General features: G+C 40.9%; 9 protein-coding genes. 4 read left to right on the top strand and 5 right to left on the bottom strand.

Annotated elements, in window-relative coordinates; all coding sequences use genetic code 11:
- Nucleotides 1–80 precede the first annotated feature (80 nt).
- The gene (locus FNH22_RS05675; RefSeq protein ID WP_143397376.1) at nt 81–5,156 is read left to right on the top strand and encodes an amino acid permease; all 5,076 of its coding nucleotides are present in this window, start codon (nt 81–83) and stop codon (nt 5,154–5,156) included.
- Complete coding sequence (locus FNH22_RS05680) at nt 5,153–5,488, top strand: hypothetical protein (protein WP_143397377.1); 336 nt, start codon at nt 5,153–5,155, stop codon at nt 5,486–5,488. The genes FNH22_RS05675 and FNH22_RS05680 overlap by 4 nt, the downstream gene beginning before the upstream one ends.
- Nucleotides 5,489–5,605: 117 nt before the next feature.
- Here the strand turns inward: FNH22_RS05680 and FNH22_RS05685 are convergent, their stop codons facing one another.
- The 3 genes from FNH22_RS05685 to FNH22_RS05695 are packed head-to-tail and all read right to left on the bottom strand — an operon-like array spanning nt 5,606 to nt 7,902.
- Entirely contained in the window at nt 5,606–6,547 is a 942-nt protein-coding gene (locus FNH22_RS05685) for a succinylglutamate desuccinylase/aspartoacylase family protein (RefSeq protein ID WP_143397378.1), read from the bottom strand.
- 12 nt (nt 6,548–6,559) lie between these two features.
- A complete protein-coding gene (rimK, locus tag FNH22_RS05690) occupies nt 6,560–7,468 on the bottom strand; it encodes a 30S ribosomal protein S6--L-glutamate ligase (RefSeq protein ID WP_143397379.1) in 909 nt (302 codons plus the stop codon).
- Entirely contained in the window at nt 7,465–7,902 is a 438-nt protein-coding gene (locus FNH22_RS05695) for a RimK/LysX family protein (protein WP_143397380.1), read from the bottom strand. The genes rimK and FNH22_RS05695 overlap by 4 nt, the downstream gene beginning before the upstream one ends.
- A 433-nt stretch (nt 7,903–8,335) precedes the next feature.
- On the opposite strand from FNH22_RS05695, the gene FNH22_RS05700 reads away from it, so the two are divergent.
- A complete protein-coding gene (locus FNH22_RS05700; RefSeq protein ID WP_143397381.1) occupies nt 8,336–9,346 on the top strand; it encodes an App1 family protein in 1,011 nt (336 codons plus the stop codon).
- Between the two features lie 124 nt (nt 9,347–9,470).
- Nucleotides 9,471–10,100, top strand: a complete 630-nt coding sequence (locus FNH22_RS05705) for a hypothetical protein (protein ID WP_255517995.1) — start codon at nt 9,471–9,473, stop codon at nt 10,098–10,100.
- Nucleotides 10,101–10,239: 139 nt separating this feature from the next.
- Here the strand turns inward: FNH22_RS05705 and FNH22_RS05710 are convergent, their stop codons facing one another.
- Both FNH22_RS05710 and FNH22_RS05715 read right to left on the bottom strand, forming a co-directional pair.
- Complete coding sequence (locus FNH22_RS05710; protein WP_143397382.1) at nt 10,240–11,760, bottom strand: GH3 auxin-responsive promoter family protein; 1,521 nt, start codon at nt 11,758–11,760, stop codon at nt 10,240–10,242.
- Nucleotides 11,761–12,226: 466 nt separating this feature from the next.
- Nucleotides 12,227–12,850, bottom strand: coding sequence for a porin family protein (locus FNH22_RS05715; RefSeq protein WP_143397383.1), 624 nt, complete (start codon nt 12,848–12,850; stop codon nt 12,227–12,229).
- Between the last annotated feature and the right edge of the window lie 322 nt (nt 12,851–13,172).

Here is a 13,172-nt window from a genome sequence, read left to right on the forward strand (position 1 = left end):
TAAAAAACAAAAAAAATAGGTGACATTGCAAACATTACAATGTCCGAATATTTAAATTATCATTTTAACTTAACCATTTAATGGCGAAACAGAATAAGTTCGGCACTTTCGGAGGCGTTTTTGTTCCTTCGATACTCACCATTCTTGGTGTGATCATGTATCTCAGACTACCTATGATCGTCGGGGAGGCCGGGTTATGGGCTACAATAGGGATCATCATTGTGGCGCACATCATTTCCGCTACTACAGGCCTGAGTGTTTCGTCGATTGCCACAGACAAAAAGGTAGAGGCAGGCGGGACCTATTTTATGATATCCAGAAGCCTTGGTTTGCCCATCGGCGGCACGCTGGGCCTGGCCCTGTTTGTGGGTCTTTCTTTCAGCGTAAGTCTTTATTTAATTGGCTTTTCAGAGAGTTTCCTTAGCTACTGGGGATTTTCCACAGACATTAATAACATAAGGTTAACTGGCTCCATCGTATTGTTGGCCGTTACCACGCTCACCTTTATCAGCACATCGTTTGCCATTAAAACGCAGTACTTCATTATGGCCGCCATCGGACTGTCACTACTGTCTATTCTTTTTGGGAATCATGAACTAACACCTGCTGTACCGCACTTTATTAATTCCGAATCATCGGTTTCGTTAATGGTACTTTTTGGCATTTTCTTCCCTGCCGTGACGGGTTTCGAAGCAGGAGTTTCCATGTCCGGTGATCTGAAGGACCCTAAAAGGTCGATTCCGGGAGGTTCTATCATGGCCATAGTCGTTGGTTTAGCTGTATATATAGGTTTGTCTTTCTTCCTTGCTTATACCGTCAATAGTGAGTCACTGGCTGGCGACCCGAAAGTCCTGCTAAATATCGCGTGGGTCCCTGAACTGGTCATTGCCGGTATCTGGGGGGCCACATTATCATCCGCATTGGGAAGTATTTTAGGGGCCCCACGTATTTTGCAGGCTACCGCCTCAGACAGGATCACTCCTAAATTCTTCGCAAAAGGCTACGGGGCCACTAATGAACCACGTAACGCATTGTTACTGACTTTTGTGATCGCCGAGGCAGGAATTTTGATCGGAGAACTGGATGTAATCGCCCGGGTAGTATCGATTTTCTTTATTACTACTTACGGCTTTCTAAATATCAGCGCCGCTTTCGAAAAATGGACCAGTGCGGATTTCAGGCCTGAGTTTAAGGTATCAGGTTGGATCAGTTTATTGGGGGCCGCAGCCTGTATCCTGGTAATGATCCAATTGGATTTTATCGCTATGTTGGGAGCGATCATCATTTTGGGCCTCTTATTCCTTTATCTGAAACGGAAAGAACTTACCCTGGACTCGGGGGACGCATGGAGCGGCGTTTGGGCATCATTAGTAAAAACCGGGTTAACGAACCTAAAAAAGGACAAACTTCATAAGAGAAACTGGCGACCTAATACGATCATGTTTAGCGGTGATGCCAACACACGCACCTATATGGTGGAACTGGGAAAGGGTATTTCAGGTAAGCTTGGTATTTTATCAGCTTTTGAACTGGTAGAAAGTAATAACCGTATTCTCGCAAAAACATCTTCCGATCTCTCACAGGAAAAAGACACCGCTGGCTATTTCACCCATAAACTTTACTGCCGGGATGTGTATTCCGGTATGGATGAAATTGCACGGGTATATGGCTTTTCAGGGATAGAACCCAATACCATTCTGATGGGTTGGAGCCGAAACAGGAAAAATAAAGAGCAATTTATCACACTGCTGGACAGCTTTAAACATTACAACTACAACTCCCTTTTCCTGAATTACAATAAGGAAAAAGCCTTTGGCAACTACAAAACCATCGACATCTGGTGGAGTGGGTCCGGAAGGAACCTGGCCCTGGCACTCAATCTGGTCCGGCACATATCAACTTCTCCACGCTGGGAGCTGGCCAAAATCAGGTTGCTGATTATCAATCCTAAAAACGAAGAAGCTGAAAATGTGTATAAGGCCACAGCCGGTATACTCAGTAATTATCGTGACGACGCAGAGATCAGACTCGTCAACAACGAGATAGACCCTCTTACGGATAAAGAGATCATTACAGAAGAGTCAAAAGATACTGACCTGGTGATCATGGGACTTCCTGAGGAGAATTACCATCTTTTGGACAAACACTTCGACCAAATAACCCACATCAATGACAGTATTGGCAGTACATTGGTCATTAACGCTTCAAGTGATTTTGAATCTTATGAGGTAATTACACAGGCCAAAGGCAAAACCCTGTCTGCGCTGGAAGAAGAGCAAGCTTCCCTGGAACTACCGCTACTTGCACCTTCAAGATATGAAGAAATAGCAACAGATATCGTGAAAATAGATACAAACGGTCAAAAGGCGATCGAGTTGTTCTACAGGAAGACTTTCCGTCCCTTTATCCACAACCACCTCAATACACTGAGCGCATTTAAGGAAAAAATAGCCCTTATCCGTAAGGAAAAAGAAAAAATAGCCACCATCCCCGATGCTTATCGAAAGAGAAAGGCAATCGATAAATTAAAGAATGACATACTGTTCAAAGTAAACTCACTGTTAACGGAAAAGTTAAAAGATAATGAACTACCTGCTTTACTGGTCCAGCTAACGGATGGAATCAACTGGTATCAAAACAAACTCAGGGAAGACTTTAAGAGATATCCGCAAAAACTAAAGATCAAATATCATAAAAAGGATTTTGAGGTTTTTTCAAAAGACCGGTTTGCACTTAAAGTCCTTAAGCGCTACAAGAAGATCAAGCATTGGTTCGTTGGTCAACCCATGACACACAAGGTAGCATATCGAGAAGTGGCCCGATATTACCAGCTCAATAATCGGCAAGTGCTGCTCCATCAGTTTCTGACGCGTTTTGAAGAAGAAGAAATCGTGTTTTATAATGTCTTAAGGAAGATCACTAACGCGATGAACTCCTACCTGAACGAAGAAGAGCGCAGTATCTGGACGGGAGAAAACGGCAGGAATGATAAACTAAAGCTATCGGAAATCAGTGCGATAATTGAAAAGGAATATGATCATCAGAAAAACCTGGCCCAGCTTCGCGAAGGCAGGCTTAAACTGGAATTCAGAAAGAATGCTCGATTAATGAGCAATGACCTGGAAACGCTGGACATTAATCATAACATCAGGAAAAAAACACGCCCCGCTAAGTATTACAGGAAGCAATCATCACAGATCGCTGATTTTGGAGAAGAATATGAGCGAAAAGTCAAAACGCTACTCAATATGATCTTGATGGAATTATCAGTAAATGCCACAAGAAACAGAATTGAAGCGCTTCACGATGAATTTAACAGTAAATTAAGACAGACTGTAAGTCAAAAATACCTGAAAGACCTTGAGGCCACAGCAAAGAAGATAAAGAAAGCAGATGTCACCCTCGCTCTTTCGAAATTTAAAATAGATGAGAACCTGGAAGCAGAACTCCAGGAGGCATACAATGAAAGCCATGAAAGAATGCTGAACCTGGTGGAAGGCATGCCTGAGTCATTGGAAGTTTATTCCGTAAAAGCGGACAGCAAGGATGATAATGACACGGTTTCTATACCGGTAGCGCGTATGGCAGAATACTATCTGAAATCGCGCTATGAAGTTGCGGTAGAGGAAGAGTTTGAAAAGGTGCTGGATATTCTGAAACGGTCAGTCTATACCTTCAAAGACCTGCTTAATCTCACACAGTTTAACCTGGAAAATAGTCCTGCAGAAACAGACAACATAACCAAAAAAGAGGTATTAGCGGATTGTGCCTTAAAATTAGAACAGGAAAAGTCATCCATATTAGCTAAGATCGATCAGTTTGTAAGCTATTCAGATGAGCAGTTTGAAAATGTATTTGAACCTCTTTCATCTCTGAAAATTGAGGAAAGCGCCGGAGATTTCACCTCTGACCTCCGTAATTATCAGGGCCAACAAGTACTGACGGGCTTGAACCAGGTAACCGATAAGGTGGCTAAATTCACGCGTTCTATCGTTTCAAAAGTGCTCTACGGGAGAAGTGAAGGTATTTTATTCACTAAAAAATTCAATAAACCCAAAGAATTAAATTCTTCTAATAGCAAGCTGCTGGATATACGGGAAAAGGTAAACCCTTCAGAAGAGGTTATTGAGGCACTCCCCCCCTATTACGTTGCCCTGTTCAATGGCAGATCAAACATCAGTAATGATTTCTGGATACCACGATCTGAAGAAGAGCAAGCTTTTAACAAAGCGATAAAAAGATATCAGCAAGGTTTTCATGGGGGGATCTTAATATTAGGTGAAAGAAATTCAGGTAAAACGGCTTTTGGTAAATATGTTGTCCAGCGGTACTTAAAAGGGCACACTTCTTATGCTGTTTTCCCACCTACTCAGGGAACGGTTACCCTCGAAGGTTTTAATACAGCGCTCAGAAAAGCTACCCTCAAGAGCGGTGACACCGATCAAATTATGGGGCATCTGCCACAAGGTACCGTACTGGTAATCAATGATCTTGAATTATTCTGGGAGCGCACTGGTGAAGGCATGGAGGTGGTCCGGCTTATCGAACGGCTTATCGATGACTACGGAGAAAAGGTCCTTTTTATTGTTAACCTCAACCCACACGCTTTCAAACTGATCAATCAATTGACCGGTTTTGGCGTAAAATTCATCGAAAATATCAATTTCGCTCCTTTCAATGCAGAAGAACTCAGAGACCTGATCATGAAACGCCATCGGTCAAGTGGGTTGGCAATTGGTCTTAATGCAGTAGATGATTCACTGAACGAAGTGCAAATGGCACAGCTTTTTAATGGGTACTTCACGTATAGTGAAGGGGTACCGGGTACCGCTTTAAACGGCTGGTTATCTCATATCAAAAAGTCCACTGCACAGGGCTTGATCCTTCAAAAACCGGATTATCCTTCCATTTCGGGACTAAAAGAACTTCACGAGGACTGGATTATGTTATTAATGCAATTTGTACTGCATAAAAGACTTAATGCTGAAAAAATTGAGCGCATAACAAACTGGAGCAGCGCAACAGTTAAAGCCTTATTATTGGCTATGCTGCGAGCCGGTATCATCATTGATAAAGTCTCTGGTGTCTATCACTTAGACCCGTTCATACATCCGTTTGTGGTGAAGGCATTAAAAGAAAAGGATGTACTGTCATGAGGTTTCCAAGGATCGTTAATGTCTATCGTGACAAACTGAAAAACTTATGGGCTAAAACACCCATAATTGATGACGTAACTATTTCTTCCGGTACCCTTGAATATACCTTTTCCATTGACCAGGTAGAAAGAAAAAATATTTCCATCGACGCTATAAAACAAATTATTTTTAACAATCCCTGGAGCGCCGTTGCAAAGCCGCCTCATGTTACGTTTGAATCTACAGACACTCGCACCAGTATAATAATTCGTTTTATAGTATTAGGCGAAACTCAGGGAAAGATAATTGAAGAGAACATAAAAAAGTCCATCAAAAACGATGCCTCTGACTGAGCGGGTTATGCAATCAGACCTGGCCTATCTGTCGTAAGGTATTCAAACAAAAATGTTTTTATCATTAGAATTGAATGTCTGGTAATTTGCCCTACACACTCTTTCCGATTCTCTTGATCACTTTACTACACCAATATGCATGATGGCATCTCCCTGATGAATAATAGGATTGTTATTCAGGCCAATAACAAATCCCGAAGCCGGAGATTTAACCTGCACTTTAAAATCTCCAAACGGATCAGTAATGTGACCAACCAATTGATTTTTAGCCACTTTTTGACCGCTGGACACAGCCGTCTGGAACAACCCAGATATCTTTGCCCTTACCCAGGAAGAATTGGCAATAAGCTGATTTTGGTGTCCCGGAGTCTCCTCTTTATGAGAAGAAGTCATTCCAAGGTACCTCATCAATCGGACCGTACCATTGATCCCCTCCTGAATAGCGTGTTCATCAAACCTGGATGACTCCCCGCCTTCATAAACCAAGATTTTCTTCCCCAGTTTAGCTGCTGCCTGCCTCAGTGATTTTGGGCGATAATTAGAATGAAGTGAAAATGGAGCATGGAATGCCTGTGCCAGCTCTTTGTTCTTAGCGTCATTCAACATACTTCTTAGCTGAGGATAATTGGTACGATCTGCCCCACCGGTATGAAAATCAATACCATAATCAATTTTAGGGATAATGTCATGCATTAAATAATGAGCAACGCGCGAAGCCAGTGAGCCATTCTTATTCCCCGGAAATGAACGATTTACATCTTTTCCATCGGGTACATACCTGGAAAAATGTATAAATCCGTAGATGTTGATGATTGGGATACAAATGGTGGTTCCAATTTCGGGCACGTGTAACTTTTGTTCTATTATTCTGCGGACGATCTCTATGCCATTAATTTCGTCTCCATGTAGCCCACCCATGAGCAATAGTACCGGCCCTGGTTTCTCCGCTACGGAAATGGTAATGGAAATGTCAATGGCCGTATGAGATGGCAGCTTAGCAATATTTACTTCCACCCGTTTTGTTTGTCCAGGTTGTACTTCTATAGTATTGACAATCATTTCTCCGGCAACTTATGCTTGCACTTTACTTTTAGGTCTCCTTTTCTTTGAAAGCGATTGTTCGATATATTCTATTATTTTCTCTGCTATGTCTATTCCCGTAGCTTTTTCAATGCCCTCGAGTCCTGGCGATGAATTGACTTCCAGCACCATAGGTCCTCTTTTGGATTGCAGCATATCCACACCGGCTATGGCAAGCCCCATGGCCTTCGCAGCGCCTAATGCCGTGGTCTTTTCCTGCCGGCTCAGTTTGATCAGTTTGGCATGCCCGCCTCTGTGCAGATTAGACCGGAATTCACCTTCTTTACCTTGTCTCTTCATCGCACCGACTACTTCTCCGTTCACAATAAAAGCCCTCACATCAGCTCCTCCTGCTTCTTCAATAAATTCCTGAAGAATAACCCGGGTTTTAAGACTTTCAAATGCCTCTACCACAGATGTTGCCGCTTTATTGGTTTCTGCCAAAACTACCCCAAGGCCTTGCGTCCCTTCCAAAAGTTTAATCACTACAGGGGCCTCACCAATATGTTTAAGCACTTTATTTTCCTCTTTACTGAAATTAGTGAAGGCAGTTTTAGGCATATTCAGCCCTGACCTTGACAGGATCTGCAAACTTCTCAATTTATCTCTCGACCGGGTTATGGCTATTGAGTCTACCGCACTAAAGACGTCTTTCATTTCAAACTGCCTGACCACGGCAGTGCCATAAAAAGTAACCGACGCACCAATTCTGGGAATTACAGCATCAACATCGTCGAGTGGTTCACCTTCATAAAATATGGATGGTCCTTTATCATCCATTATAATATCACATTTCATATGGTCGATAACAACACCTTCATGCCCCCTTTGCTCTATAGCTTCAATAAGACGCCTGGTAGAATAGAGCCCTGTATTTCTTGATAATACCGCGATTTTCATGTTTTTTGCTTTTTTAGTTGGAAGGATAAATCCTTCAGTTTGACATCCACCAAAAACTGTTTTGACAGAAATTTTCTACCCAGTAAAATCGGGTATTTCATACTTCCTCTGTTTGTAAGCGAAAACTCAATGGTTATTTCTTCCCCAAAAACTATGGCTACCGTCCGTATAGTGTAACGATGTTCAATTTCTCCGCTTGAGCTTTTAACCTGTTTATCATTAAAGTTTTCAATATAGAATGTTTTATCTTCATATTCAGGATGAGAAGGATCAAGCACTTTAAATACTAAAACTTCCTCATCTCCACGCTCTACTATCTCTATGTAGTGACAGTGCAAAGCTGAACCGTAAGCTCCGGTATCTACTTTTGCCGGAATGTCAAACAGGTCAAACTCCGGCAGATCTATCCTATCTTTTCTCCCTATAACTATCATTTTTTCTTTTCAAAACGGTAAAATGGCGATGTCCATAAACACAGATCGGTTAAAGATCATATGAGGTCCGGCTTTCTCACGCTTATACTCTTCAATCAATGGTTAAAAACTATGCCTTATTCATTTTTAAACATCAAAACTTATCCGGTAAGACTGATACCTCTAAAATCAACTCGTTTAGATGAGCCTTCTTCCATATAACCCTTCCGTTATTGAGGAAAAAATTCCACAAATCGGTTAATCCTGAATGTAATATTCTGACTTACTCACCTAAAATAATCATGTATTCGGTTTCATGACTGTCAGGTATAAGATCCATTCCATTAAAAGTAGTTATTGAACATTCCATTACCTATTTTTTTTATTCACTATCATTATACCTTCATTAAATGAGCACAGAAATTATCACCAGCTATTTACAGTAATAGAAAGAATGTCTTATCTGAATTGTCTCAAGCTCCTATTTCGTAAACTGAACCCGATCATTATTTCCGCTTATGGAGGATATGCCAATGACAAAGATTTACATATTTATGCGCGTGTTTTGGCAGATAAAGGTATCTATGAAGCCGGCACAACGTCATTGTGGAAGAATGCACTGAATTTTTTCAAGCGCCTGGAGTCAGACGAAAAAAAGAACGTACCGGTATGGGTAAGCTGGCCTGGCAAAGCCATAGAATTACGTTCCGACCATGAAGGCTATCTCAATTACAGAGGTGAGCATGGAATGGATTTCAAGACGAACTCCGAACATCAGATCGTGGTTACTTATACAATAAAAAGTGGGGATGACATCATCTATCAGGTTAGCACAAATGTATTAAAACCCTTCTCTATGGCCCCTTTCGGAGTCATTAGTGATATGGATGACACCGTAATACAAACAGGGGTAAGTTCTTTTTTAAAATGGCGTTTGTTGATCAATTCTATTTTTAAGGATAGCCGTAAACGCCTGCCTTTAGAGGGAGCTAACTCTTTTTATCAACAATTGCATAAAGGCCCGTCCGGAAATGGCAAAGCTCCTTTCTTCTATCTTTCCAATAGTCCCTGGAATTTGCATGACTATTTACTGGACTTCCTGAAGACCTACCAATTTCCTCCGGGAGTGTTGCTACTTCGTGATATTGGGATACAAACCATGCGCCGGAAATCACTGGTTAAAAAAAATAAATATCTCATAATTAGCGAAATACTGAATATGTATCCCAGTTTACCTTTCCTGCTAATAGGTGATGCAGCTGAATTAGATGCAGACATCTACCTGGCCATTGCAAAAAAGTTTCCAAATCAGGTCTCAGCCATTTACATCCGGTCGGTAAACAAAGGTAAAAAAATGACTCGTTTAAAAAAGATCATCGAGACACATACCGACATCGACATAAAACTCATATACCACAGTGATGAAGCCACCGTACATGCACGAAATCAGGGATTTATAGTTTGATCCTTTTCATTGCCAGGATGGCATAGTTTTCGTGTCTTACGGATAAAGGTTTAGACAATATGGCCTTTAATGTGTTATTACATACAGTATGGTCCTGCCTGCAATGATAAAATCAATGCTTTACATGTCATTAATAGTCTCTGTTATGATACAGGCAAGGTACTTAAATGCACAAAGTTACCCGCTTATGAACGTACATTTTGAAAACATCACGAGTGAAAAGATCAAATCAGCATTTTTAGAGGTTGTTCAGCGGTATGACACGTTACATGATCATAAGATCAATCTGAAGCAACTACGGATAAAATCATCTACCATGCAGGCCCAACCTGTATTAAATTGGAATAGTCTGAAGGGGATAAAAAGCTACAAGGTCAAATTAGCCCTCCATGTCAGAGATAGTGATACATTATTGGTGGAGGATATGCCAAGAAATGTGCTCATCGGATGGTTTGCGCATGAGTTAGGACATTTAGTGGATTACGCACCTTTAAGTACCTGGCAAATGATCATCTATGGGATCCGTTACCTTACCTCTGGTAAATTTAAAAGAAAGGCCGAGTATAAGGCAGACTATATTGCCATTGATCACGGCTTCGACCAGGAGATTGTAGCTGCCAAAAAATACATATTTGAGAATGATCTAATGGATCAGCGCTACAAAGATAAAATCTCAAAATACTATATGTCCATCGACGAAGTATTGGTATGCGCAGAAGAAAAAATGATCGCCAGACCAACCACCGGCTTATGATCATTTGCCTTTTTCTAAAATTAAAATGGCCAACAGAACAGTCTGTTTGAATAAAACCGGTGACGGCCTCATAGATCAGCAAATACCCTATTCAAGCTGTTTACACACTCTTCTTTCAATGAATTTCAGATACTCCCGATCATGTGACTTCCAGTAATTGGCTCATCGCGTTGGCACTCATAACCTTGGGTGTTTTCACCTGACCGCCTTTCTTTTTCTTTTTTTCCAGAAAACTGTGATAGGTCGACTTGCTAATGACTTTTAGCTTTACATCTTTTAATGCCTTATTCCGGGCAACCCGATAGTTTTTATTTGATTCCTGTAGTGTATCATCCAGTGTATTTACAAACAGGGTAGTATCTATATTATCATCGGACACTATCACCCATTGGTGATAATACGTTTCATTATGCTCTTCTTTCAACGCGGCCACAATATATTCATTCACCTTTATACCCAATTGATCTGACGTGTCTACTATGGCTTTATCCATTTTTTCCTCAGACAGTTGGGACCCAACCGTATTTAAAAAGAACTTTGTTCTTCCGGTTATCCTGATCTCAACGGGATCCAGGCTGGTAAATTTAATCGTGTCACCAATCATATATCTCCAGGCACCGGCACAGGAGCTCACAATTAAAACATATTCCTGGCCCTCAATCACCTGGTCTAAGTTATGAGACTCAGGATGCTCCAATAATCCTCCCTGTTCATCCACCCCACGATGGTCAAAGGGTATGAACTCGTAAAAATACCCGTGATCAAGCGCAAGTTCCATGTCCATTGCACCCGGTCGCGCTGTGTATGCAAAAAAACCTTCTGAAGCCAGGTAAGTATCCATTATAGTGAGTGGCTTTCCCGAGATAGCTTCAAAATCTTTACGATAAGTATCAAAGGCCACGCCCCCACTGGCATACACCGTAAGGTTAGGCCATAGGTCATGAATATTTTTTAAACCGTGCGAGGCAATGATCTCTTTCAGCAAAAGTAATACCCACGAAGGTATACCCGCTATGGCACCAATGTTCCATTCCGGCGCTTCTTTAACAATACGCCTTACTCTTTCATCCCAATCGCTTATCGCCGCTATCTCCACACCCGGACGGTAAAAAAGGTCGTACCACCCGGGAAAGTTACTTACGTTAATTCCGCTTATTTCTCCTTCCTGGTGGCCATTTTCATGTTTACTCAAATTGGCGCTACTGCTTAGCATCAAGATTTCACTTTCAAAAAGCTCTTCCGGGAAGTTGAAATTGGGAAGGGCCTTTATCAAAGAAGTCCCTACTGCTCTCATACTTTGTAAGAAATCCGCCGTGATAGGAATTCGCTTACTGGATTTACCTGTAGTACCGCTACTCAAGGCAAAAAAGTCAGGCTTACCAGGCCAGGTGATATCCGGGAATTGTTGTTGCTGACTCCACCATCGTTCATTTAAATCGTCATAATCAAAAATGGGTACCCGTTCTTTGAATGATTTTACCAGGTCTTGTTCGTCCAGTAAAGAGGTGAAATCATAGTATTTTCCAAAAGCGGTATTCTGCGCTTTTTCCAAAAGCTTCTTAAGCTGTTTTTTTTGGAGGTTGGAAGGTGTATCACCCCCAAAGCTGAGCTTTTGATTGAGTTCTATACTTGTTTTGACTAAGGATCCTAATAAGGCCATATGATCTGTTTGTTTTGGTGAACTATTTTCTGATTTAAACAAATCTTATGCCTTGCCGCACAAAAATCTCAGGTTACTAATTTAGCCCGGATCATGCTTAGACTCGTTATAAAAGTTCAATATGCCATAAGACCATGTATTTCGGGTTATTTTGGCACAGAAGTGTTGTCGGTTATCATGATGAGTACCAAAATGTTCCGAAATACTTTATATTGAAGTTATTTGGGTTTGGAATAGTATCTTAATGAATGATCCGGGTGTAATCCATGTCCTGGTACTTCACAAGACGATATGTGGAATAAATTCTACACTCCAGTAGATATTATCACTATCTACAATGATCAAATATATACACTACGCAGGTGTTTTCTGAAAAAAGGCGGAAAGCAGGTATTCCCCCTGCTTAAGTGGCCTAAAACCGCACTAATAGTACATCCGATATACTTTAAGGCACGCCTTTCTTGTGTTAATTCATATTAAATGCCATGTATATCTGACCTGTGGCATTTCGAGCATTACCTAAAAGCGAATCTCCAAGGACACTGTCCGCTACTTCTTGTAGTCCGTAATTGTATCTTACACCTACTGAAATAGCTGTAAAATTAACCGCTAACCCACCGGAAATACCGTAGTCGAACGATTGGAAATTATCTCTGTCAAGATCTGTTTCCGTATTAAAGAAATTATCATCCGTTTCCAGGTTAGCTCTCACCAAATAACCAAAATACGGCCCTAAATGAATATCAACACCGTTTAATTTAAAGACAGCCAATAGCGGCATCTCTAGGTAGTTCAGATTAAAATCACCCTCTCCTTCATAGAATATTCCAAAATATTCAGCTCGGGTCCCTTTTGTAGTGTAGTTTAATTCAGGTTGAAAAACCACAGATCCTAATCCCATCTGTTTAAATACACCGATATGGAAGCCCAGTCTGGCGTTTTCATCTTTTACTTTATCAACAAATAAATTACTTGCATTAAGCCCGACTCTTATTCCCGATCTATTTTTTTTATTCTGTCCTTGCACTGTTAGCAGGCTAAAACAAGCTAAAATAACCAAACTGATTTTTATAAGTTTTGAGTTTTTCATAGGTATTCTTTTTGTGTAGTCTGATAAGTCAACAAAACTGTGCCAGCCACTCTGAACAGCGATAAATAGTAATTCATGACGAAGAATGGGTAATTCTTCACTCAAAGTGAGGAAAAAATATCACAAGTAATTAGTCATGAATGAATTACAGCACAATCCATGACTTCCTATGAAAGAGGATATCAGTAATAAAGAAATCCGATACAGTATAAAACTATCAAAGAAGTGATATTGACATCAACAAAGAAGGCGCACCTAAGTTACTTACTGCAAACCTACTTTTGAATACATGTAATTGTCAGAATCAGTCAAAACGTTAAAA

This window comes from Fulvivirga sp. M361, assembly GCF_007097395.1.
Taxonomy (GTDB): Bacteria; Bacteroidota; Bacteroidia; order Cytophagales; family Cyclobacteriaceae; genus Fulvivirga.